The organism is Bradyrhizobium sp. USDA 4506, from assembly GCF_054058795.1.
This window is the reverse complement of sequence record NZ_JBSSBM010000002.1, coordinates 3,276,161-3,298,585: the sequence shown is the minus strand read 5'-3', so window position 1 is coordinate 3,298,585 and position 22,425 is coordinate 3,276,161. Positions and strand designations below refer to the sequence as shown.

Below are 22,425 nucleotides of genomic sequence, written 5' to 3'. Positions count from 1 at the left end.
TTGGCAAAGTGCTCGTATCTAGCGCCGAACCTTACGCAACGCGCTCGCGCAGGCCCTTGGCGACTTCCTTCTGCGCGTCGAACTCGCGGCGCAGGTGGGCCAGCTCCTCGGCGCTGAGCGCATCGGCGTTGCTGTAGTCGCGCTTCCAGGAAGCATCCTCGCTCCAGCGCAGCGGTGACTGCACGGTGGTCTGCGGACCGGGCGCCTGCTCAAGCACGCGCAGCGCCAGCTCCAGCGTGAACGCCTGCGAGGCGACGTCCTGCGGCTTGCCTGCGGAATTGCCGAGCGGGAAATCGGAGAACAGGAAGCGCGGCACCGCGGCATGCTCGACGATATCCTTGGCGCAGCCCATCACGACCGTGGAAATCCCGTTGGCCTCGAGATGCCGCGCCACCAGGCTGACGGTCTGGTGGCAGACCGGGCAGTTCGGCACCAGCACCGCGGCGTCGACCTTGTCGTCACGGCAACGCTTGAGGATTTCGGGCGCGTCGGTCTCGATGGTGACGCGGTGGCTGCGGTTGGTCGGGGCGCCGAAGAAGCGCGGCGCGACGTCGCCGATCGTGCCGGCCGCGGCGAGGCGCTTCAGCTGTGCCAGCGGGAACCAGGTGCCGTTGTCGGTCGCCGTGGTGTGGGTGCGGTCATAGGCGATGTGCGAAATCCGCAGATCGTGCTGCTTTGACGTGTCGCCGTCATAGACCGCATAGAACTTGGCCCCGCCGTTGTATTTCGCGCCGGGACCCTGGTCGCCCCGTGCCGGATCGAACGGCGCCGCGGTCGTGATGATGGCGACCCGGGACTGGTTCAGCGGCTTCTTCAGGGGCTGGAACGGGGCGGAGGTGTAATGCGCCCAGCGGTAGGGGGTGGTGTAGCCGATCGCCGCGTAATAATCGCGGGTTCGCTTCATATAGCCGATCGGGGCGTCGTCATCGGGGGCAAAGCCGAGTTGATCGTCGGATGCTGCGGCCATTTTGCGCTCCCTTTTGCGCGCCATCATTTCAGTCCATAGCTAGACCACGAGCTTGCGGTGTCAAGCCGCGCCCGCACGGGAACAGAATTGCCATGCGAACCGGTCGTTGCGCCGCATTGGTCATGCTTGTGCTGCTGGTGCCGCCGGCCCGGGTCGGCGCGGAGGACGCTCCGGCCGCGGCCCCGGCGCCGCCGCCTGGCGCCGAGCAGCCGGCAGCGCCGCCCCCGGACAAGCCCGCTGAGCAGCCCGCGGCCGCGCCGGCGGAGCCGCCTGCGCCACCGCTGGGAGAGCAGGCCGCACCATCGGCCGAGAAACCTGCCGCGCCCCCGGCGGATACGCCCGCGGCGGCGACCGACAAACCCGCGGACGATGCGCGCGAGAGCGACACCCGCGAGGCGATGTGCCTGATGATCGAGTCGGCGGCGCGGGCCAACGATCTGCCGCTCGAATTCTTCGCGCGCGTGATCTGGCAGGAGAGCCGCTTCCAGGCCGATGCGGTTGGTCCGATGACCCGCAACGGCCAGCGCGCGCAGGGCATCGCGCAATTCATGCCGGGCACCGCGAACGAGCGCGGGCTGCTCGATCCATTCAATCCGGTGCAGGCGCTGCCGAAGTCGGCCGAATTCCTCAGTGAGCTGCGCAACCAGTTCGGCAATCTGGGCCTCGCGGCCGCGGCCTACAATGCCGGCCCGCGCCGGATCCAGGATTGGCTCGCCGGCTCCGGCTACATGCCGCAGGAGACGCGCAATTACGTCTCCGCGATCACCGGCTCCAGCGTCGACGACTGGGCCGCTGCCGGGCGCAACGGCAAGATGCCGCAGCGCGCGCCGACCACGAGCTGCCGCGAGCTGATGGCGCTGCTCAAGCGCGCGCCGAATCCGTTCGTCGCTGGGCTCGAGCAGCACATCACGCTGTCGGCCGCCAAGGTCTGGGGCGTGCAGCTTGCCGCCGGCTTCAGCCGCGACAAGGCGCTCGCGATGTATGCCCGCGCCATCAAGCGCCTTGCCAACGTGATCGGCGATCAGGATCCGAGTTTGCTGAGCTCACGGCTTCGCACCCGCGGCAGCGCGACCTTCTACCAGGTGCGCATCGGCGCCGACACGCGCCCCGAGGCCGACGGCCTGTGCAACCGCATCCGCAAGGCGGGCGGGGCGTGCTTCGTGCTGAAGAACAGGGCGTGATTGCGTGGATCGGTAGCCCGGATGAAGCGAAGCGCAATCCGGGACAGCTCTCGCCGGTTGCAAGAGCGGCCCCGGATTTCGCTGGCGCTTCATCCGGGCTACCAAGGCGCATACCCGCCCTGTGCCGTCTCTTGCTTGACCCTGCGTTGTCAGCGCCCTAAGCCGCCGCGATTGCAAAACCATCCGGTTCCCCGTGGCGCTTCCTCCGCTCGATTCTCCGCAATGGCACACCTCGTTCCGCGCCTTCCTATGGGGCGCGCGGTCGATCGGCGCGACCGTGCTGACCCTGGTGCTGTTTGCGACCTATCTCGGCATCGGCGCGCTGGCGCATGATTCCGGCTTCTCGCTGGGCTGGACGCTGGCGAGCACGGCGTTCGTCTGGGCTGGCCCTGCGCAGATCATCGTGATCACGACACTCGGCTCCGGCGCCACCGTGCTGCAATCGGCGATCGCGGTCACCGTCAGCGCGATCCGCCTGTTCCCGATGGTGGTCTCGGTGTTGCCGATGATGCGGACCGAACAGACCAAGCGGCGGCATCTGATCCTGGTGGCGCATCTCACCGCCGTCACGCTGTGGGTCGAATGCTTCCGCTTCCTGCCGCAGGTGCCGCGCAACCGGCGGATCGCCTTCATCCACGGGCTCGGCTGCGGGCTGGTCACCGTCTGCCTGATCGCCAACACGATCGGGTACATGCTCGCGGCCAATCTCACGCCGCTCCTGGCCGCCGGCATGCTGATGCTGACGCCGCTCGCCTTCCTGTTCTCCACGGCGCGCAACTGCCGCGAGCTCGCCGACGTCATCGCGCTGGCGCTCGGCCTATTGCTGTTTCCGCTGGCGGCGATGCTGAACAGCGGCGTTGATATCCTGGTCAGCGGGGTCGTCGCGGGCACCATTGCCTATGCCGTGCACCGGGCGAGGGCGGGCATCGTCGGGGCGCGCGCATGAGTACCTTCATCGGCGACTGGCACGCGCTCGCGATCCTGTTCGTCGCGGGCGTCATCCCCAACCAGATCTGGCGCATGCTCGGCCTGTGGTTCGGCGGCGGCATCGACGAGAACTCCGAGCTCTTGGTCTGGGTGAGGGCGGTCGCCACCGCGATCCTCGCCGGTATCATCGCGCAGATCGTGGTGCAGCCGCCGGGCGCGCTCGCCAGCGTGCCGGACTGGCTGCGCTACGGCGCCGTCGCCGCCGGCTTTGTCGTGTTCATGCTGGCGAGGAAATCGATCTTCGCCGGCGTGATCGCAGGCGAAGTCGTCATGATCGCGGGCAAATACTGGCTCGGCTGATTGCGGCGTCCGCATTATCCGCTACTCTCGCTCCCCAAGAACAAGACAACGGGGAAACGGCATGCAGCGGCGCGCATCATCGCTAATCATTGTTGCTCTGACGGCGTTGCTGGCGGCGACGCTGCCGGCGCGTGCCGCGGATTATCCAACGCGGCCGATCAAGCTCGTGGTGCCGTATGCCGCGGGCGGGCCGACCGACGTGCTCGGCCGCATCGTCGGCGAATATCTCGGGCGCGATCTCAAGCAGGTGGTCGTGGTCGAGAACAAGGCCGGTGCGCAGGGCGCGATCGGCGCCGAGGCCGTGGCGCGCTCCGATCCCGACGGCTACACGCTGTTCGTGACGGCCGCCTCGATCTTCGTGCTCAATCCGATGCTCTACAAGAAGCTGCCCTACGATCCGGCCAGGGATTTTCACCTGCTGTCCGTCATCACGGACGCGCCGATGATCATGGAGGTGCACCCGTCGGTGCCGGCGAGGACGATCGCGGAGTTCGTCGCTTACGCGAAGAAGAATCCCGGAAAACTCAATTTCGGATCGGCGGGCACCGGCGGCACGGTTCATCTCGCCGGCGAGATGTTCAAGCAGATGGCCGGCGTCGAGATGACCCACGTGCCGTACAAGGGCGCAGGACCCGCGCTGACCGATCTGCTGTCCGGCAACATCCAGCTGATGTTCGACACGCTCGGCACCGCGCTGCCGCCGGTCAAATCGGGCCTGCTGCGGCCGCTCGGCGTCAGCTCGACGGAGCGCATCCCCGATTTGCCCGATCTGCCGACGATCGCCGAGAGCGGCTATCCCGATTATGCGGTCAGCGTCTGGTATGGTATCGCAGCGCCGTCGAGGGTGCCTGACGACATCGCCGACAAGATCAAGGCGAGCCTCGACCGGGCCTTGAACGACGAAGCGTTCCGCGCTTCGCTGCTCAAGATCGGTTTCCCGCCGCTGCGCGCGAAGAGCCAGGCCGAGATCGACAAGTTTGTGAATACCGATCGCGCGCGATGGGCGGGCGTGGTCAAGGCGCTGAACATATCGCTGGATTGACACATGGTACGTGAAATGGAACTGCGCCAGGGCGAGGTGGCCGTCGACATGCCGACGGCGCGCGATGCCGGGCTCGTCTTCATCGGCCGCATCCGCACGCCCTGGACCTCGCGGCTGGCGACGCCGCGGCAGGGGCGGCATGACGGCCCGGTGTGCCGGCTCGAGATTTTCGAGCCCTGGGTCGCCGCGATCAAGGGCGTCGATTTCTATTCAAATCTCGAGGTGCTGTACTGGCTGCATCAGTCGCGCCGCGACATCGTGCTGCAAAGCCCGAAGAACAACGGCAACACCCGCGGCACTTTCTCGCTGCGCTCGCCGGTGCGCCCCAATCCGATCGGCACCTCGGTCGTCAAGCTGGTCGGCGTCGAGGGCAACGTCATTTTGGTGCGCGGCCTCGACTGCCTCGACGAGACGCCGCTGATCGACGTCAAGCCCGACCGTTGCGAGTTCACCCCGCTCGCCCCGCCGCAGGCCGGGGACTTCGATACGGAGTAGAATCTCTCAACCGTCATTCCGGGGCGATGCGAAGCATCGAACCCGGAATCTCGAGATTCCGGGTTCGCGCTCCGCACGCCCCGGAATGACAGCGGTGGGATTACTTCAACGCTGCGCTCAGCTTTGCCGCGCTCGCCTCCAGCACCTTGCCATCTTCCTTGTGGCTCGCAGGCGGCAGCAGTGCGACACCGTCCTTGCGTGGCATGACGTGCATGTGCAGATGGAATACGACCTGGCCACCGGCGGGCTCGTTGAATTGCTGCACCGTGATGCCGTCGGCTTCGAACGCCTTCATCGCGGCGGCGGCGATCTTGTGCGAGGCGCGCGCGACATGGGCGTAGTCGTCGGGCTTGATGTCGAGGATGTTACGGGCAGGGGCCTTCGGAATGACGAGCGTATGCCCCGGCGAGCGCGGCATGATGTCGAGGAAGGCGAACACGTGCTCGTCTTCATAGACCTTGTAGCAGGGCAGCTCGCCGCGCAGGATCTTTGCGAAGATGTTGTTGCTGTCGTAGGCGGCGGGCATGGTGGCGGCTCCTCGATGATGCTGCTTTTATTGCCTAGGTGGCGGCGGAGACGTCAAGCGTCGTCGTCGACCGTCTTGCGGAACGGGCCGGCCTCGGCGAGCTCACGGCCGACCTCGGCGACATAGTCGCGCTCGCGCTTGAGGTAATCGGCGATCGCCCGGCGCAGTCCGGGGTCGGCGATGAAATGCGCCGAATAGGTGGTCTGCGGCAGGTAGCCGCGCGCCAGCTTGTGCTCGCCCTGCGCGCCGGCCTCGACCACCTTGAGGCCGCGCTGAACCGCGAAATCGATCGCCTGGTAGTAGCAGACCTCGAAATGCAGGAACGGGTGGTGCTCGATCGCGCCCCAGTTGCGGCCGAACAGCGCGTCGGAGCCGATGAAGTTGATCGCACCGGCGATCCAGCGGCCGTTGCGCTTGGCCATCACCAGCAGCACGTCCCGGCTCATCGTCTCGCCGATCAGCGAGAAGAATTCTCGGGTCAGATACGGCCGGCCCCATTTGCGCGAGCCGGTCTCCATGTAGAACTCGAAGAACGCATCCCAGGCGTCCTCGGTGATGTCCGAGCCGGTCAGCCAGTGGATGGTGATCCCGGCGGCGACCGCCTCGCGGCGCTCGCGCTTGATGCCCTTGCGATGGCGGGAGTTCAGCGAACTGAGAAAGTCGTCGAAGGTCTTGTAGCCCTGATTGTGCCAGTGGAACTGCTGGTCGGTCCGCTGCAGGAAACCGTGGGCGCCGAGGAACCTGGCCTCGTCCTCGCGGGCGAACGTCACATGCACGGAGGACGCCTCGGTGGCGTTGCAGAGCGCCCGCAGGCCCCGCGCCAGCGCCGAGCCGATCACCTCGCGGTCGACGCCGTCGCGGATCAACAGCCGCGGCCCGGTCGCGGGCGTGAAGGGGACCGACACCTGAAGCTTCGGGTAATAGCTGCCGCCGGCGCGGTGGTAGGCCTCGGCCCAGCCGCGATCGAACACGTATTCGCCCTGCGAGTGCGATTTCAGATAGCAGGGCACGACGCCGACGATCCGGCCATCGAGCTTCGCGATCAGATGCCGCGGGCCCCAGCCGGTCCGCGGGCAGGCCGACTTGGAGGCTTCGGCGGCGGCAAAAAAGGCGTGGGAAACGAATGGGTTATAGCTCGAACTTGCGGTGGTCTGGCAATCCTTTGCGGAACCGGGCGAGGCCAGCGTGTCGAGGTGATGGATGCTGTCCGCATCCGCCTTGGGATTGGCGCAGGCGTCCCATTCGGCGGCCGGAATGCCGCCGATGTCGGCTACAGCCTCTAGGGTGATTTCAGAAGACGCCATCGAGAATGAAGACCGGTGCCTCGTTTGAGCGTGATCTTTCCGGAACAGCTGGCTCCACTTCCGGATCATGCCCCGCATTGCGCCATCGCCGATGACGACCAACCCTCGCCAACATCGTGCGTCGCAGCGACGAGTTCAAGACTGCAAGGGCATGTCTCGGACATGTCAGGTTCCCGGCACAAACCCCTCGAAAATCATCTGGTCGGCGTAGCGCGCCGCGCGCTCGCGCTGTTCCACCGTCCGCACGGTCCAGGCCAGCAGCGGACAGCCGAACAAGTTGCGGGCGATCCACGGCTCCGGCGCCGGCAGCTGGTTGACCCAATAGGCGACGAAATGCGGCTCGGTCGTAAAGCCGTGCCGCAGGTACAGCATGCTGTCGCGTTGCGCCGGCGTCAGCTTGTCCCAATGGCCGTCGTCATAGGTGCGCTGGGCGGTGATGCCGCGCGGCAGGTTCGGCATGATCTCGCGCAGCGCCAGCACCTGGTCGGGATCGAACGACATGCCGACCACCGGGCCGGAATACGACGCCAGCACCTCGGCCATCCGCCGCACCAGCTTGCGGTCGCCGTCGAAATGGCTCTTCACCTCGACCACCAGCGGCACGCGGCCGGCGACCAGCGCGCAGAGATCGCCGAGCGTCATCATCTGCTCGGCGGTGTCCTTGAACTTGACGGCCTTCAGCTCGGCCGCGGTCCTGGTTGCCAGCAGGCCCGCCTCCTCGGTGAGGCGGCCGAGCGCATCGTCGTGGTGCACCATGGCCTCGCCGTCGGCGGTGAGCTGGATATCGCACTCGATGGCGAAGTTGCCGGCGACCGCGGCGGTGGCCGCGGCCGGCATGTTCTCGATGATACCGCGCGCGGCATCATGCAGGCCGCGATGGGCGACCGGCCGTTTCGTCAGCCAATCAGGAGCGCGCATCGATCAGGCGACTTCGAACACGCCTTCGACTTCGACCGCGGCGTCCGCGGGCAGCGAGGCGACGCCGACGGTGGTGCGGGCATGGCGGCCCTTGTCGCCGAATGCTTCGACCATCAGGTCGGAAGCGCCGTTCAGTACCTTCGGCCCGTCGAAGAAGTCGGGCGCCGAATTGATGAAGCCGCCGAGCCGCACCACGCGCACGACCTTATCGAGGTCGCCGAGCGCGGCCTTGATCTGGGCCAGCAGGTTGATTGCGCAGCCGCGCGCGGCAGCGGCGCCCTGTTCGAGCGTGACGCCGGCGCCGAGCTTGCCCTTGGCGATCAGCTTGCCCTCGGCGTTGAAGCAGACCTGGCCCGACACGAACAGCAGGTTTCCGCTGCGGACGAAGGGGACATAGTTTGCGACCGGGGAGGTCGGCTCCGGAAGTGTGATGCCCTGTGACGCCAGTTTTTGTTCGACGGTACCCGCCATCTTTTGGTCCCCCAATTGGATTGCACGAAGCCTGAAACGCGGTCAGGGCCAAGTTTGTTTCGATTGTTTCGCGCATCGTGCCGCCGGTTGCAAGCGACGGTAAGGTGAGGACAACGCGGCCATGAGGTGCCGAATCGCACGGAAAGCTGCCGAAAATGACGGCATTTTCGCTGCGTACATTGCCATTTTGTCAGACTTGCCCCAGTTGCGGCGCAATACCACCGTCACTATTGTGGCGAATCCCTGCCTCCTTGAGGAAACCATATGACCCTGCCGTTCCGGACTCCGTCGCGTGCCCTGGTGTTTGCGATCGCCGTTGCCGCAGGATCCGGCCTGGTTCAGGGGTCCGCAGTCGCTGCGGCAAGCGGGCCGTTTCTCGCGCATCAGGCGCTCTACGACCTCAGCCTGGTGAAGTCGCGCGGCTCCAACTCGGTCAGCGATGCGCGCGGGCGCATCCTCTACAATTTCTCCGGCAACTCCTGCGAAGGCTATACCTCCGAATTCCGCCAGGTGTCCGAGCTCGACAGCGGCGAGGGCAAGGTGACGCTGTCCGATCTTCGCTCCACGTCCTGGGAGGACGCGTCGGGCAAAAGCTACCGCTTCAAGATCGACACGCGGATGAACGACAGCGAATCGTCGCCGGTCGACGGCATCGCCGAGCGGGTCGGCGATCATATCACCGTGAAGCTGACCCAGCCGGTGAAGAAGACGTTCAATATCGACGGCAAGATCGTGTTCCCGACCGAGCAGATCCAGCACATCATCGCTGCCGCCCGCGACGGCAAGTCGGTGCTCGAGCAGACCGTCTATGACGGCTCCGACAACGGCGAGAAGATCTACAACACGCTGACCGTGATCGGCCGGCCGATCGCAGGCGACCGCGCGCCGTCATCGCCCGATCCGTCGACGGCGAGCAATGCGATGAAGACCATGACGCGCTGGCCGGTGACGGTGAGCTATTACGACAGCGACGCGCGCGCGAAGGACGGCGAGCAGACGCCGGTCTACGCGATGTCGTTCGAGCTGTACGAGAACGGCGTCTCCCGCGCGCTGGTACTGGACTACAACGATTTCGTGATCTCGGGCGCGCTGGACAAATTCGACGTCAGGGATTCCAAGCCCTGCAAGTGAGGGCTGGCTATCGCCACCCACTCAGCGGCGTCCCGGGCAAGCGAAGCGCGACCCGGGACCCATCACCACAGGGGTGAGTTGTTGAAGGGGGCTGTGGCCCCAGCGTCGCACAACAATCACCTTCGGTGGTTATGGGTCCCGGCTTTCGCCGGGACGACAGCGGAGCAAGCGCCCCCCGCGAGACCGCACTGGCCGTAGCCGTCCGACACGAGTACGCTTCCCTAAACACGCGTGTCAGGGAGGCACATCATGAGCAAGCTCGACCATCTTCGCCCCAGCGGCCTGCATCACAATCCGGCTTACTCCCACGTCGTCGTCGCCTCCGGCGCGCGCACGATCTACATTTCGGGACAGGTGTCGGTCGACGAGGAGGGCCGCGTGGTCGGCGCTGGCGATCTTGCCGCGCAGACGACGCAGGTGATGCAGAACCTCGGCATGGCGCTGAAGGCCGCCGGGGCCAGCTATTCCAATATCGTCAAGATCACGACCTTCGTCGTCGGCTACAAGCCGGAGCTCCGTCCCATCATCGGCAAGGCACGTTCGGCGTTCTTTGAGGGCATGCAGCCGCCGGCCTCTACGCTGGTCGGCGTCACCGCGCTCGCGGCGCCGGAATGGCTGATCGAGATCGAGGCGGTTGCGGTCACGGATTGAAGGGCTGCGCAGTCGTCATGCGCGGGCTCGACCCGCGCATCCATCGCTTTTCAAAGAGTCCTCGTTGATGGATGGCCGGGTCAAGCCCGGCCATGACGACCGGTTACTCCTCCGCGCTCTTCTGCGGCCCCTCATAGGCAATGCCCCTGATCACGGCGGCATTGCCGAATTTCTTGCGCAGATTGTCCATCGCGCGTTCGGCGTGCGCCGAGCGGCGGTCGAGCATGTCGGAATCGTTGGCCTGTGCGCCCGGGCGCAGCGCGCTGACGCCGGCGCCCATCAGGCGGAAGGCGGTGCCGTCAATTTCCTTCGCGAGCATCTCGCGCGACACCGCAAAGATCTTGGCGGCAAGCTGGGTCGGGGTCTGGATCGATTGCGAACGGGTACGCTGGCGGAAGTCCGCGGTCTTCAGCTTCAGCGTGATGGTGCACCCCGAGAGCTCGCTGGTCTTCAGCCGCGCCGAGACTTTCTCCGACAGTTTCCAGAGCAGTCTTTCCAGCGTTGCGAAGTCGCGGATGTCGGTCTCGAAGGTGGTCTCGCTCGAGATCGTCTTGGCGCCGCGATCGGCCACCACGCTCCGGTCGTCGATGCCGCGCGCGAGCCGCCACAGCCGGCGGCCTTCGCTCGCGAACTGCTTCATCAATTCGTTCTCGTCGGCGCGCTGCAGGTCGGCAATGAGGCGGAAGCCGCGCTGCACCAACTTCTCCTGCGTCGCGGGACCGACGCCGTAGATGAACCCGACCGGTTTGCTGGCCAGCATCTCGCGCGCCTCGTCCTGGTCCAGCGCGGCAAAGCCCCTCGGCTTGTCGAGGTCGGAGGCGATCTTGGCGAGGAACTTGTTGCAGGACAGGCCGACCGACACCGTGATGCCGATGTCGCGCTCGACATCGCGGGCGAATTTGGCGAGCACCTTGGCCGGAATCATGCCGTGGACGCGCTGCGTGCCGGCGAGATCGAGGAAGGCTTCGTCGATCGACAGCGGCTCGACCAGCGGCGTCAGCGCCTGCATCGCCTGCCGCACCTCGCGCCCGACCCGGACATACTTCGCCATGTCCGGCGGAATTACGGTCGCATCCGGGCAGAGTTCCAGCGCCTTGAACATCGGCATCGCCGAGCGGACGCCATAGGTGCGGGCGATGTAACAGGCGGCCGACACGACGCCGCGCTTGCCGCCGCCGATGATGACCGGGCGGTCGGCGATCTCGGGATTGTCGCGCTTCTCGACGGTGGCATAGAACGCGTCGCAGTCGATGTGCGCCAGCGCCAGCGCGGGCAGGGCGCGATGACGCACCAGCCGCGGCGAGCCGCAATGGCTGCATCGCTTCACCTTGATATCGAGGTCGCCGAGGCAGTCTCGGCAGAAACGGAGGGGGCCGTCGGAAGCTGCCGCTGCCGTCGTCACGGCACGTCGCGCTCCCATTTCGGGTCGCCCAGCGCCTGATGGGCGGCGGCGATATTGGTCGGGTGCAGTTCCGAGGCCCTGGCAAACGCCTTCACGGTGGCGTCGTCGCGCATCACGAAATCGAGCACGCTCGCAAGAAATTGAGGATCGGACGCGGCGTTCCGCAGCGTCTCTGGACCGATTCCGGTTTCGGCCAGGAACAGGCCCAGCCGCTCGGGATCGCCGGCAATGAAACCGAGCGCCTGAATCGCAACGATTTCAGCAACTTCCCGGGGGTTGTGAACAGGCTTTTTCAACGCGCCGGTTTGCCTTTCCGTTAACTTATGGTCTCTATTGAGAGGCCCATCATGCCCGAGTCTTCCGCATGTGTTCAAGCAACGGAAACCACGCTGCGGAAGTTGGACTTCGGGTTAACGGGTTAGAGCGATTCTGGCGCTAGTTTGAATTCACATTTTCGACGCGCCCCGAGCGCGGTGCGTGAGGTACCGCAGCCGGGCCCGTCTCCTGGGTTTGGGAGGGACGGGATGGCCAAAACCGTCCTGATCGTGGAGGACAATGAGCTCAACATGAAGCTCTTTCGCGATCTGTTGGAAGCGCACGGCTATCAGACTTCGGGCACCAGCAATGGCTTCGAAGCGCTCGATCTTGTCCGCAAGCTGCGCCCCGACCTCATCCTGATGGACATCCAGCTACCCCAGGTTTCCGGCCTGGAGGTCACGCGCTGGATCAAGGACGATCCCGATCTGCGCGCAATTCCGGTGGTCGCGGTCACCGCCTTCGCCATGAAGGGCGACGAAGAACGCATCCGCGAGGGCGGCTGCGAAGCCTATTTGTCCAAGCCGATCTCGGTCGGCAAATTTATTGAGACTGTCCGACGCTTTATCGGATAGGGGAGTTGTGGTGCAATGTCCGCGCGTATCCTCGTGGTCGATGACGTTCCGGCGAACGTCAAGTTGTTGGAAGCCCGTCTGTCAGCCGAATATTTCGATGTGTTGACTGCCTCCAACGGGACCGAGGCACTGGAAATCTGCGCACGCGCCGAATGCGACATCATCCTGCTCGACGTCATGATGCCCGACATGGACGGCTTCGAGGTCTGCCGCCGGCTGAAGTCGAATCCGGCGACCCATTTCATTCCGGTCGTCATCGTCACTGCGCTCGACAGCCCGGCCGATCGCGTGCGCGGCCTTGAAGCCGGCGCCGATGACTTCCTGACCAAGCCGGTGTCCGACGTCGTGCTGATCGCGCGCGTGCGCTCGCTGACGCGGCTGAAGATGATGACCGATGAGCTGCGCATGCGCGCCATCACCTCGCTCGAGATCGGCATGCAGGCGCCCGAGCGCAGCGCGATCGCCGACAAGGGAACCGGCGGCCGCATTCTTCTGGTCGACGACCGGCCGTCGTCCTACGAGAAGCTGGCGCCGATCCTCTCGGCCGAGCATACCGTCGACGTCGAGATCAATCCGTCGGAAGCCTTGTTCCACGCCGCCGAGGGCAATTACGACTTGCTGATCGTGTCGCTCAGCCTCGACAATTACGACGGCCTGCGGCTGTGCAGCCAGGCCCGCTCGCTGGAGCGCACGCGCCAGGTCCCGATCCTCGCCATCTCGGATGCCGACAACAACACGCGGCTGATGCGCGGGCTCGAGATCGGCGTCAACGACTATCTGCTGCGTCCGGTCGACAAGAACGAACTGCTGGCACGCGCGCGCACCCAGATCCGCCGCCGCCGCTACACCGATCATCTGCGCGACAATGTCCAGAACTCGATCGAGATGGCGATCACGGATGCGCTGACCGGTCTCAACAACCGGCGCTACATGGAGAGCCACCTCGCGACGCTGGCGGAGCAGGCCTCGATCCGCGGCAAGCCGCTGGCGCTGATGATCCTCGACATCGACTACTTCAAGGCGATCAACGACACCTATGGCCACGATGCCGGCGACGACGTGCTGCGCGAATTCGCGGTCCGTATCCGCAAGTCGATCCGCGGCATTGATCTCGCCTGCCGCTATGGCGGCGAGGAGTTCGTCATCGTGATGCCCGAGACCGACCTGCACGTCGCCGGCATGGTCGCCGAGCGGCTGCGCCGCTCGATCGCGGGCGAGCCCTTCACCGTCGACAAGGGCGGCAAGCGGATCACAGTCACGATCTCGATCGGTCTCACCACGCTGGAGCGCAAGGGCGAGCAGGTCACCGATGTGCTCAAGCGCGCCGACACCGCGCTCTATCGCGCCAAGCACGACGGCCGTAACCGCGTGGTGTCTGCGGCAGCGTAGCGCGATCTCGTAGCCCGGATGCAGCGAAGCGCAATCCGGGGTATCGCGCCGCTTGCACCAGCTTCCCGGATTTCGCTGCGCTCCATCCGGGCTACGAAGTGCCCTTAGCGGCCGCGCTTCACCGCGTCATAGGCCATCCGCTTGAACTCGAACGAGAACGGATGGACGAACGCCATCTGGCGCTGCGCCATCATCACGCCGGCGATGCCCGTTTTGGGCGAAATCCACCACTGCGTGCCTGCGACGCCGCCCCAATAGAGCTCGCCGGCGGCGTCGGGATGATCGATCGGGGAGGGGTTGAGGATCAGTCCGCCGGTAAGACCATAGGTCTTGCCGGGTTGCTCGCCCATCATCGCGAAGCGGATCCATTGGCCCGGTGTGAGCTGGTTGGTCATCGCCTGCGCGATCGTCTCCGGCTTCAGCAGCGTCGGTCCGCCGGGCAGCAGGCTGCGGATCAGCGCGACCATGTCATGCAGCGTCGAGACGAGGCCGCCACCGCCATTGAAGCGCGGCACCGGGCGCAGATAGGCGCCAGGATAGGGCGCGTTGTCGGTGCGCGTCAGCCCGGGCTTCATCGGGTCCATCAGATCGGCGCCGGCGTAATAGGCGACGAGCCGGTTGTGATCCTTCTCCGGAACATGGAAGCCGGTGTCGACCATGCCGAGCGGATCGAGGATGCGGGCCTTGATGAACTTGTCGAACGGCTGGCCGCTCACCACCTCGACCAGCCGTGCGACCACGTCGATGGCAACGGAATATTCCCATGACGAGCCGGGATGGAACACCAGCGGCAGATCGGACAGACCGTCGACCATGTCAGCGAGCGTCGTCATCGGATTGAGGATCTTGCGCTCGTTGTAGGCCTTGAAAATCGGTGTGCCCGGATCGAACAGGCCGTAGCTGAGGCCGGCTGAGTGGCTCAGCAGATGGCGAATGGTGATCGACCGCTGCGCCGGCTCGGTGTCGTCGACCGACGTCGCGCCCGGCCGCAGCACCTTGCGGTTTCTGAGTTGCGGGATGAAGGTCTCGATCGGATCGTCGAGCCGGAAGCGGCCTTCCTCGACCAGCAGCAGCACCGCGCAGGAGGTGATCAGCTTGGTGTTGGAGAAGACGCGGAAGATGTGATCGGTGCGCAGCGGAATCTGCGCTTCCTTGTCGGCCCATCCGACGCAGCCCGTGTCAGCGATGTCGCGCCCGACCAGAACCGTCCAGGAGATGCCGGACAGGAGATCGTTGTCGATGTAGCGCTGCATGGCCGCGCGCGCCGGCGCGAAATCATAGCCGGTGGCCGTCACCTTCAGATCTTCCATGGTCGTTTCCCCTGTTGTGCCGCAAGTCTTCTAAGTAGCAGGTCTTCGCGCGGTCGCTGCCAATCTCGCCGGACGGAATATCCAGCCGGGAATGCCGTGGCCTGCGGTCGGTGTTAACAACCAAACCTGACTTCCGCACGCAACCGGATTTATCCGGCGCGTTTCTTGCCGGCGGGGGCGGGGCTGCCGACCTTGACGCCTGCATTTGCCAGCAACACGCGCGCGGCTTCCTTGGCCGCGCGCGCCATCGCCGGATCGTCGCGCACCAGATCCTGCGCGATCGAGCCATCGACCAGCAGCGTGAGCTGGGTCGCAAGTCCCTCGGCATCGGCGACGCCGAGCCGCCGCAGCAGATCGCGAAACCAGAGCCGGCGGCTTTCCTTGAAGGCGATTGCGATGTTCCTGAAGGTGCGATCCTCGTCCTCCGGCCCGAGCTCGGCCACCGCGTTCACGAACGGGCAGCCGCGAAAGTCCTTCGCCGAGAAGCGCCGCTCCAGCGAATCGAAGGTTGCGAGAATCTGCTCGGCCGGCGGCTTGTCGGAGGGACGCGGCTGCACGAAGCGGCGTTGCAGATAGGCTTCTATCAGCGCGTCCTTCGACGGGAAGTGGTTGTAGAGCGTGCGCTTGCTGATGCCGATCTCGGCCGCGATGGTGTCGACGCCGATGGCGCGAATGCCCTGCAGGTAGAAGAGCTTGTCGGCGGTCTCGAGGATCCGCTCCTTCATGGTCTGTTTGGGAGGCGGGGAAGCCATGCGCCAGCCGTGATCCTCTTCGCTTGACAGTCAGCCCCCTGTATAGCCTAAGTACACAGGTCTGTGTAACCAAAACATGCATGAATCGCAGGCCATGGCACGCGTGCCGTGCCGTTATGGGAGAACAAGAACAATGCCCCTGTTGCAGGTCCTGCGTCCCACCCTTCCCATCCTGATCGGCGCCTCCATCATGCTCACGCTGAGCATGGGGCTGCGGCAGAGCCTCGGCATCTTCATGCAGCCGCTGACGCACGACATCGGCATCTCGATATCCCACTTCACGCTGGCGCTCGCGGTGCAGAACCTCGCCTGGGGTTTTCTGCAGCCGGTCGCCGGCGCGATGACGGTGCGTTACGGCTTCCGCCCGATCATGCTGGTCGGCGCGCTGGCCTACATCGCGGGCCTCGTGCTGATGACGACGGCGCATGGGCTCGTTGCCATCATGATCGGCGCCGGTGTCCTGATCGGCCTTTCGCTCGCCTGCACCGCGAATGCGATCGCAATGTCGGTCTCGGCGCGCGCGGTGCCGGAGACGGTACGCTCGACAGTGCTCGGCATGGTCTCCGCCGCGGGCTCGCTCGGCGCGCTGCTGTCGGCGCCGATCGGCCAGATGCTCAATGAGGGTTTCGGTTGGCGCGTCGGACTTGCCGGCTTTGTCATTCTCTCGATCTTCATGATCCCGGCGGCGTTGTACGCCGGGCGCGTCGACAAGATTCCGCTGCCGAAGCCTGCTGGCGACGACATCGGCAACGCCACCGCGGCGACGGCGGCGAAGACCGCGTTCGGCAACGCACCCTTCGTGGTGATGACCTGCGCCTACATGGTCTGCGGCATGCAGCTCGTCTTCCTCACCACGCATCTGCCGTCGTATCTCGCGATCTGCGGGCTCGATCCGATGCTGAGCGCGCAGACGCTCGGCATGATCGGCGGCTTCAATGTGCTCGGCTCGCTGTTCTTCGGCTGGGCCGGCCAGCGCTGGAACAAGCTGGCGCTGCTCGGCGCGATCTATATTCTGCGCTCGCTGGCGCTTGCCTGGTACTTCATGCTGCCGGCAACGCCGGGCTCGACGCTGCTGTTCGGCGCCATCATGGGCTTCCTCTGGATGGGCGTCGGTCCGCTGGTCGCGGGCGCGGTGGCCGAGATGTTCGGCTTGCGCTGGCAGGCGATGATCCAGGGCCTCGCCTTCATGAGCCACCAGGTCGGCAGCTTCCTCGGCGCTTACGGAGGAGGGCTGATCTACGACTCGCTCGGCTCCTACACCATGGCCTGGCGCATCGGCGTCGCGCTGGGCCTTGCCGGCGGCATCATCCAGCTCGCCTTCGCGCTGATCCGGCCGGCGCAGCCGCCGCTGCTGAAGGCCGCTTAGCAGAATCCCTGCGAAGCTGGCGGCTGCTCCTTGCGAGGGCAGTCGCCAGATGCTGCCTAGTTTTTGACCGGCCACTTGCCGCAAGAGCGTGCAATGGAGCGCGATGCTGTTCCGGTCGCGGATCGAAGCGATAGCGTTTTCAAAGTGTTACGCGGCGCGCAGTGGTGGCACGAATCTTGTTTCAATTTGGCTAGAAATCGTGCCGGAAACCCTCGCTGAGGGTTCCGGCCTGGGGACTTTGGGAAGGGCTGGCCGCGATGGGGCTAGTCGCCGTCATTCTCCAGCCATCCGCGCACCACGGCCTTTGCCGCGCCGCCGAGCAGGAGGCCCTTGTGCCCTGCGTCGGGCCTGATGCCGCTGCGACTTCGCTGCATCCGGCCACCCGCACCGCGGCACTTCGAGACATCCCGATAGCCGGACGCGCGCTGTCCTTCGGCGCTCACGCTGCGAACGCGCTGCGCCCATTCCGAACGCCAGCATTTCTCTTGTGATGGGAGGTCGATATGGAGTCTGCGACACATACGCGCCAGAAGCTCGTGAGAATCGTGGTTGCCTTGTTGGGCGTGGCGTTCCTTTGCCTGCTGTTCAGCGAGCTCGCGCTGGCCGAGGATGCGGCGGCGCCGCCGGCCTGTGGCGGCAAGATTCTCGAGAAGTGCACGCCGAATTCCGGCGACACCGCCTGGATGCTCACGTCAGTCGCGCTCGTCCTGATGATGACGATCCCGGGGCTCGGACTGTTCTATGGCGGCATGGTGCGCAAGAAGAATGTCGGCGACACCGTGATGACCAGTTTCGCGGTCACCTGCCTGGTCACGATCCTGTTTGCCGTCCTCACCTACAGCCTGGCGTTTCGTGCCGGCACGCCGTTCATCGGCGGCCTCGATCGCCTGTTCCTCAAGGACATCCTGAGCGACATCGGCAAGGGGGGCATCGGCAATCCCAATCCACTCGCCGCGACGATCCCCGAGTCCGTTTACATCTGCTTCCAGATGACGTTCGCCATCATCACGCCGGCGCTGATCGCCGGCGCTTTTGCCGAGCGGATGAAGTTCTCCGCGATGCTCTGGTTCATCGGGCTGTGGGCGATCTTCGTCTATGCGCCGATCGCGCACTGGGTCTGGGGCCCTGACGGAATCTTCTCGGCGGGTAACGACGCTGCGTATGTCAAGGTTCTCGATTTCGCCGGCGGCACCGTTGTGCACATCAATGCCGGCGTAGCCGGCCTGATGTGCGCGATCATGCTCGGAAAGCGTAGCGAGACCGGACCGGCGCACAACATGGTGCTGACCTTCATCGGCGCCTCGCTGCTGTGGGTCGGCTGGTTCGGCTTCAATGCCGGCTCCGCCGTCACGGCCGGAATGCAGGCGGGTATGGCCATGCTGGTGACCCAGATCGCAACGGCTGTGGCAGGCTTCACCTGGATGCTGGTGGAATGGGCGTTGAAGGGCAAGCCGACCGTGGTCGGCATCTGCTCGGGTGCCGTGGCGGGCCTCGTCGCGATCACGCCGGCCTCCGGCTTCGTCGGGCCGGTCGGCGCTTTCGCGATCGGCATCGCCGCCGGCGTCTGCTGCTACTGGGGATGCACCGGCTTGAAGCGCATGTTCAGCTACGATGATGCGCTGGACTGCTTCGGTGTCCATGCCCTTGGCGGCATCGTCGGGGCGCTGCTGACCGGGGTGTTCGCGGTCGAGCAGTATGGCGGAACGGCAGGTGTTCTGGAAGGAAATCCCGGGCAGTTCCTCAATCAATGCATCGGCGTTGCGACGGTTTTCGTGTATGATGCCGTGGTGAGCCTGATCATCCTGTTCGTGATCAATCTCTTCGTCGGGCTTCGCGTGACGCGGGACATCGAGCGCGAAGGGTTGGATTTGGCACTGCACGGCGAGGTCGTGCAGTAGACTTTGGCGGCATTCCGCGCAGCTGGCGATCTTCGCCCGCTGGCGCGGATCTAAGCTGTTCGAGGTGATCCGATGAACTGGTTCTATTGGAACACAGCGTGGTCGCTGTTCTTCAGCCTCATTTGGTTCATGACGATCACACACAATCCGGATGCAGAGATCGCAGACGCGCATCTGCGTGACGAGGCGTTCAAGGGTTAGCTCCGGTAGTAACGCCACATCCTGAGGAACGTCCGGTGGATCTCGTCGGGCGTCCGGTCGAATGGCTCCAGATTGACGCGGACTACGCCACGATGGTCCATGCGCCACGGCAGGCGCATCAACAGCCGGTAGGCCGGCCGCTTGCGCCAATCGGCCACCAGCGCGCTGCCGAGCGGTCCGTTAAGCGCGATCTGCAACTCGTGAACCGTCATCGCGCGCTCGGCGATCTCGACGAGGTCGATGCGCGTGATGGCGCGCCAGCGGATCAGCCCGAAGGCCTGGATGAAGATGCCGTACTGGTTGGCCCCGATCGTCGGACGACCAGCCTCCAGCAGGGGGATGTTGTAATAGGTGAAGCCGCCCGCTGCCGCTGCCGGCGCCAGCCAATAGATCGCGCCCGTGATCCAGGTCGCGGTCAGGAAGATCGCGGCGAGGGCTGCCGTGACATAGACCGGAAAGTAGATGTCCTCGCGGCCGTAAGCGACCGAGTAACCGCCGACGTTTCCCTCGTCCAAGGTTGCGATCATCTGAGCCCTGCGCCCGGGACTGCTCCGGGAATCATGAGGGATGACGCAAGCCTAGAAAGCAAAAACGGGGCCGCGAGGGCCCCGTTTGAAACGTCGGAAGCAGCCGATCTTACTTGATCTTGGCTTCCTTGAACTCGACGTGCTTGCGCGCGACCGGGTCGTACTTCTTCTTGACCAGCTTGTCGGTCATGGTGCGCGAATTCTTCTTGGCAACGTAATAGAAGCCGGTGTCGGCCGTCGACACGAGCTTGACCTTGATGGTGACCGCCTTGGCCATGTGCAAAACCTCGAAAATCGGGGGAATTCGGGAGCCGGCCAAATCGGCCCGCGTTTGGCCCGGAAACTAGCCAGAAACAGCCCAAAGTCAAGGATTTCTGAGCCAAGATCACCCCGATTCCGGGCCTATTACCCCTCGAAGAACTGATTTTTCGGCCGCGGCAGGCCCAAATTCTCGCGCAGGGTCCGACCTTCGTACTCAGTGCGGAAAATCCCGCGCTTTTGCAGTTCCGGCACCACCTTGTCGACGAACTCGAACAGGCCCTGCGGCAGATAGGGGAACATGATGTTGAAGCCGTCGCTGCCCCGGCCGGTCAGCCATTCCTCCATCTGGTCGGCGATGGTCTGCGGCGTGCCGACGAAGGCGAGCCCGCCATAGCCGCCGACGCGCTGCGCGAGCTGGCGCACGGTGAGCTTGTCGCGCGCCGCGACATCGACGAGGCGCTGCCGGCCGCTTTTGCTTGCATTGGTTTCGGGGATCGGCGGCAACTGTCCGTCGGGATCGAAGCCGGATGCATCGGTGCCGAGGATCACCGACAGCGAGGCGATCGCGCTGTCGTAATGCACGCGGCTGTCGAGCAGCGCGCGCTTCTCTTTTGCTTCCTCGACGCTGTCACCGACCACGACGAAGGCGCCGGGCAGGATCTTCAGATGCTCGGGATCGCGGCCGATCTTCTCCATGCGGCCCTTGATGTCGGCATAGAGCTTCTGTCCGTCGGCCAGGCTGCCGCCGCCGGTGAACACGGCTTCCGCGGTCTCGGCCGCAAGCTGCCTGCCGTCATCGGAAGCACCGGCCTGCACGATGACAGGCCAGCCCTGCACGGGGCGGGCGATGTTCAGCGGACCGCGGACCGAGAGATATTTGCCCTTGTGATTGAGCACATGCATCTTGTCGGGATCGACGAACAGTCCGGACTCGACGTCGCGCACGAACGCGTCATCGGCGAAGGAATCCCACAGGCCGGTGACGACATCGTAGAACTCGCGGGCGCGCCTGTAGCGCTCGGCGTGCTCCATATGGTCGTCGAGCCCGAAATTCAGCGCCGCGTCCGGATTGGACGTGGTGACGATATTCCAGCCGGCGCGGCCGCCGGAGATGTGGTCGAGCGAGGCGAAGCGCCGCGCGACGTGATAGGGCTCGTCGAAAGTGGTCGAGCCGGTCGCGATCAGGCCGATATTCTCGGTGACGGCGGCGAGTGCCGACAGCAGGGTGAATGGCTCGAACGAGGTCACGGTGTGGCTGCGCTTCAGCGCGTTGATCGGCATGTTCAGCACGGCCAGATGGTCGGCCATGAAGAAGGCGTCGAACTTGCCGGCCTCGAGCTTGCGGATCAGCGTCTTGATGTGGTCGAAGTTGAAATTGGCGTCGGGCCAGGCCCCGGGATAGCGCCAGGCACCGGTGTGAATGCTGATCGGCCGCATGAACGCGCCGAGCTTGAGTTGACGCTTCGCCATTGCCCCGTTCCGTCCTTGATGTCGTTAGCGGAACAGATAGGGAGGCGTTTCGCGGCGCGCCATCGGGAAGATTATTTTGTTTTTGGCCGCTCTCTCGACAGTGTCATTCCGGGGCATCGCGCAGCGATGAACCCGGAATCTCGCGCCGCAATCTCGGGATTCCGGGTTCGATGCTGCGCATCGCCTCGGAATGACGAGGATCATACTACACCCCCAGCACGTCCTTCTGCATCTTGCCGCCGTAGAAATGGAAGAACGGCACCGGCGCGTCGTGGCGGAGCGGGCCGGTGGCGAGACGGCGGTCGAGCTCGGCGAGCACGTTCTTGGTCATGGCATGCGCGTCGGCGAGCGGCTCGGAGCCGATCTCGACCCAGACCAGCTCGACCAGCTCGGCATCGGCATGCACCACGCCCTCGACACGATGCGCGATGGTCGACGCGTCGGCAGTGAAGAAGCGCGTGTCGAAGCGGCGGACGCGGCCGGGCGGGGTGATCGCGCGCGCGATCAGGAACAGGCCGGATGGATCGGGCAAGAGACCAGCGTCGGCGAACGGTGCCCAGGGCCCGTCGAGCTTGTGCCGCTTCTCGACCTTGCGGCCGAGGCAGAGCCCGGTCTCTTCGCAGGCCTCGCGGATCGCGGCGTTGGCAAGCGCACGCGCGCGGCCGGGCGTGATCTTCGGGCTGCCCTTCAACAGATTGGCTTCGAGCTCCGGCGTGATCGGCGCTGCGACCGGCACGCGGTTGTCGGCCTTGTCGACGCGGCCGCCGGGGAAAACGAATTTGCCGGGCATGAACACGACCTTGTCGTGACGCTTGCCGACCAGCACCTTCGGCTTGGCGCCGGAGCGATCGATCAGGATCAGCGTCGCCGCATCCTTCGGCCGGAAATACGCATGATGGTCGGCTTCTTTTTCGCCCTGGTGGACGACAGCGGCGGGCGCGGCAGCTTCAGTCATTTCATCCCTTTCATTTCTTCTTGCGGCCCGG

25 protein-coding genes are annotated in these 22,425 nt (G+C 65.1%); 12 read left to right on the top strand and 13 right to left on the bottom strand.

Features of this window, described 5'->3' with window-relative positions:
• Window positions 1–31: 31 nt before the first annotated feature.
• Window positions 32–967, bottom strand: coding sequence for a glycine/sarcosine/betaine reductase selenoprotein B family protein (locus ACVIHF_RS17755; RefSeq protein WP_253608340.1), 936 nt, complete (start codon window positions 965–967; stop codon window positions 32–34).
• Between the two features lie 92 nt (window positions 968–1,059).
• On the opposite strand from ACVIHF_RS17755, the gene ACVIHF_RS17750 reads away from it, so the two are divergent.
• From ACVIHF_RS17750 to tsaA, 5 genes are all read left to right on the top strand, one after another.
• The gene (locus ACVIHF_RS17750) at window positions 1,060–2,148 is read left to right on the top strand and encodes a lytic transglycosylase domain-containing protein (RefSeq protein WP_253608341.1); all 1,089 of its coding nucleotides are present in this window, start codon (window positions 1,060–1,062) and stop codon (window positions 2,146–2,148) included.
• A gap of 193 nt (window positions 2,149–2,341) precedes the next feature.
• Complete coding sequence (locus ACVIHF_RS17745) at window positions 2,342–3,094, top strand: AzlC family ABC transporter permease (protein ID WP_253608342.1); 753 nt, start codon at window positions 2,342–2,344, stop codon at window positions 3,092–3,094.
• Window positions 3,091–3,435 (top strand): AzlD domain-containing protein, encoded by a 345-nt coding sequence (locus ACVIHF_RS17740; protein ID WP_092078229.1) that lies wholly within the window; start codon window positions 3,091–3,093, stop codon window positions 3,433–3,435. The genes ACVIHF_RS17745 and ACVIHF_RS17740 overlap by 4 nt, the downstream gene beginning before the upstream one ends.
• 61 nt (window positions 3,436–3,496) lie before the next feature.
• On the top strand, window positions 3,497–4,477 hold the full coding sequence (locus ACVIHF_RS17735) for a Bug family tripartite tricarboxylate transporter substrate binding protein (protein ID WP_253608343.1): 981 nt from the start codon (window positions 3,497–3,499) through the stop codon (window positions 4,475–4,477).
• A gap of 3 nt (window positions 4,478–4,480) precedes the next feature.
• Window positions 4,481–4,972: a tRNA (N6-threonylcarbamoyladenosine(37)-N6)-methyltransferase TrmO gene (gene tsaA / locus ACVIHF_RS17730; RefSeq protein ID WP_253608344.1), complete on the top strand. Its 492-nt coding sequence runs from the start codon at window positions 4,481–4,483 to the stop codon at window positions 4,970–4,972.
• A gap of 100 nt (window positions 4,973–5,072) precedes the next feature.
• On the opposite strand, the gene ACVIHF_RS17725 is transcribed toward tsaA, so the two are convergent.
• From ACVIHF_RS17725 to ACVIHF_RS17710, 4 genes are all read right to left on the bottom strand, one after another.
• Window positions 5,073–5,498: an HIT family protein gene (locus ACVIHF_RS17725; protein ID WP_168857445.1), complete on the bottom strand. Its 426-nt coding sequence runs from the start codon at window positions 5,496–5,498 to the stop codon at window positions 5,073–5,075.
• A gap of 53 nt (window positions 5,499–5,551) precedes the next feature.
• Window positions 5,552–6,802, bottom strand: a complete 1,251-nt coding sequence (locus tag ACVIHF_RS17720) for a GNAT family N-acetyltransferase (protein WP_253608345.1) — start codon at window positions 6,800–6,802, stop codon at window positions 5,552–5,554.
• Window positions 6,803–6,967: 165 nt separating this feature from the next.
• Entirely contained in the window at window positions 6,968–7,720 is a 753-nt protein-coding gene (locus ACVIHF_RS17715) for a glycerophosphodiester phosphodiesterase (RefSeq protein ID WP_253608346.1), read from the bottom strand.
• A 3-nt stretch (window positions 7,721–7,723) separates the two neighbouring features.
• Window positions 7,724–8,191: a RidA family protein gene (locus ACVIHF_RS17710; RefSeq protein WP_016845428.1), complete on the bottom strand. Its 468-nt coding sequence runs from the start codon at window positions 8,189–8,191 to the stop codon at window positions 7,724–7,726.
• Between the two features lie 264 nt (window positions 8,192–8,455).
• Between ACVIHF_RS17710 and ACVIHF_RS17705 the strand changes: the two genes are divergently transcribed.
• On the top strand, window positions 8,456–9,322 hold the full coding sequence (locus ACVIHF_RS17705) for a cell envelope integrity EipB family protein (protein ID WP_253608347.1): 867 nt from the start codon (window positions 8,456–8,458) through the stop codon (window positions 9,320–9,322).
• A 249-nt stretch (window positions 9,323–9,571) separates the two neighbouring features.
• Entirely contained in the window at window positions 9,572–9,973 is a 402-nt protein-coding gene (locus tag ACVIHF_RS17700) for a RidA family protein (RefSeq protein WP_253608348.1), read from the top strand.
• A gap of 103 nt (window positions 9,974–10,076) precedes the next feature.
• On the opposite strand, the gene ACVIHF_RS17695 is transcribed toward ACVIHF_RS17700, so the two are convergent.
• Window positions 10,077–11,393 carry a DNA polymerase IV gene (locus tag ACVIHF_RS17695; RefSeq protein ID WP_456792401.1) on the bottom strand — a complete coding sequence of 439 codons (1,317 nt, stop codon included), beginning with the start codon at window positions 11,391–11,393 and terminating at the stop codon, window positions 10,077–10,079.
• A complete protein-coding gene (locus tag ACVIHF_RS17690) occupies window positions 11,372–11,671 on the bottom strand; it encodes a DUF3572 domain-containing protein (protein WP_253608350.1) in 300 nt (99 codons plus the stop codon). Before ACVIHF_RS17690 ends, ACVIHF_RS17695 begins: the two co-directional genes overlap by 22 nt.
• Before the next feature lie 228 nt (window positions 11,672–11,899).
• On the opposite strand from ACVIHF_RS17690, the gene ACVIHF_RS17685 reads away from it, so the two are divergent.
• Complete coding sequence (locus ACVIHF_RS17685; RefSeq protein ID WP_028336390.1) at window positions 11,900–12,265, top strand: response regulator; 366 nt, start codon at window positions 11,900–11,902, stop codon at window positions 12,263–12,265.
• 15 nt (window positions 12,266–12,280) lie between these two features.
• Window positions 12,281–13,654, top strand: a complete 1,374-nt coding sequence (locus ACVIHF_RS17680) for a PleD family two-component system response regulator (RefSeq protein ID WP_028336389.1) — start codon at window positions 12,281–12,283, stop codon at window positions 13,652–13,654.
• A 104-nt stretch (window positions 13,655–13,758) separates the two neighbouring features.
• Here ACVIHF_RS17680 and ACVIHF_RS17675 read toward each other — a convergent pair whose 3' ends face one another.
• Window positions 13,759–14,964 (bottom strand): serine hydrolase domain-containing protein, encoded by a 1,206-nt coding sequence (locus tag ACVIHF_RS17675; protein WP_253608351.1) that lies wholly within the window; start codon window positions 14,962–14,964, stop codon window positions 13,759–13,761.
• Between the two features lie 149 nt (window positions 14,965–15,113).
• Window positions 15,114–15,716 (bottom strand): TetR/AcrR family transcriptional regulator, encoded by a 603-nt coding sequence (locus tag ACVIHF_RS17670; protein WP_057020800.1) that lies wholly within the window; start codon window positions 15,714–15,716, stop codon window positions 15,114–15,116.
• 133 nt (window positions 15,717–15,849) lie between these two features.
• Here ACVIHF_RS17670 and ACVIHF_RS17665 point away from each other — a divergent pair, with 133 nt between their 5' ends.
• From ACVIHF_RS17665 to ACVIHF_RS17655, 3 genes are all read left to right on the top strand, one after another.
• Entirely contained in the window at window positions 15,850–17,082 is a 1,233-nt protein-coding gene (locus tag ACVIHF_RS17665) for an MFS transporter (RefSeq protein WP_253608352.1), read from the top strand.
• A gap of 503 nt (window positions 17,083–17,585) precedes the next feature.
• Window positions 17,586–18,980: an ammonium transporter gene (locus ACVIHF_RS17660; RefSeq protein WP_456780427.1), complete on the top strand. Its 1,395-nt coding sequence runs from the start codon at window positions 17,586–17,588 to the stop codon at window positions 18,978–18,980.
• 72 nt (window positions 18,981–19,052) lie between these two features.
• The gene (locus tag ACVIHF_RS17655) at window positions 19,053–19,181 is read left to right on the top strand and encodes a hypothetical protein (protein ID WP_256527872.1); all 129 of its coding nucleotides are present in this window, start codon (window positions 19,053–19,055) and stop codon (window positions 19,179–19,181) included.
• Here ACVIHF_RS17655 and ACVIHF_RS17650 read toward each other — a convergent pair.
• The 4 genes from ACVIHF_RS17650 to ACVIHF_RS17635 all read right to left on the bottom strand — a co-directional run bounded on the left by ACVIHF_RS17650 (window position 19,178) and on the right by ACVIHF_RS17635 (window position 22,394).
• Window positions 19,178–19,708: a hypothetical protein gene (locus tag ACVIHF_RS17650; protein ID WP_076834482.1), complete on the bottom strand. Its 531-nt coding sequence runs from the start codon at window positions 19,706–19,708 to the stop codon at window positions 19,178–19,180. The two genes, ACVIHF_RS17655 and ACVIHF_RS17650, sit on opposite strands and share 4 nt — an antisense overlap.
• A 109-nt stretch (window positions 19,709–19,817) precedes the next feature.
• Complete coding sequence (rpmG, locus tag ACVIHF_RS17645) at window positions 19,818–19,985, bottom strand: 50S ribosomal protein L33 (protein ID WP_018271988.1); 168 nt, start codon at window positions 19,983–19,985, stop codon at window positions 19,818–19,820.
• Between the two features lie 128 nt (window positions 19,986–20,113).
• Window positions 20,114–21,439 carry an LLM class flavin-dependent oxidoreductase gene (locus tag ACVIHF_RS17640; protein WP_076834480.1) on the bottom strand — a complete coding sequence of 442 codons (1,326 nt, stop codon included), beginning with the start codon at window positions 21,437–21,439 and terminating at the stop codon, window positions 20,114–20,116.
• A gap of 205 nt (window positions 21,440–21,644) precedes the next feature.
• Window positions 21,645–22,394 (bottom strand): NUDIX hydrolase, encoded by a 750-nt coding sequence (locus ACVIHF_RS17635; protein WP_253608354.1) that lies wholly within the window; start codon window positions 22,392–22,394, stop codon window positions 21,645–21,647.
• Window positions 22,395–22,425 lie beyond the last annotated feature (31 nt).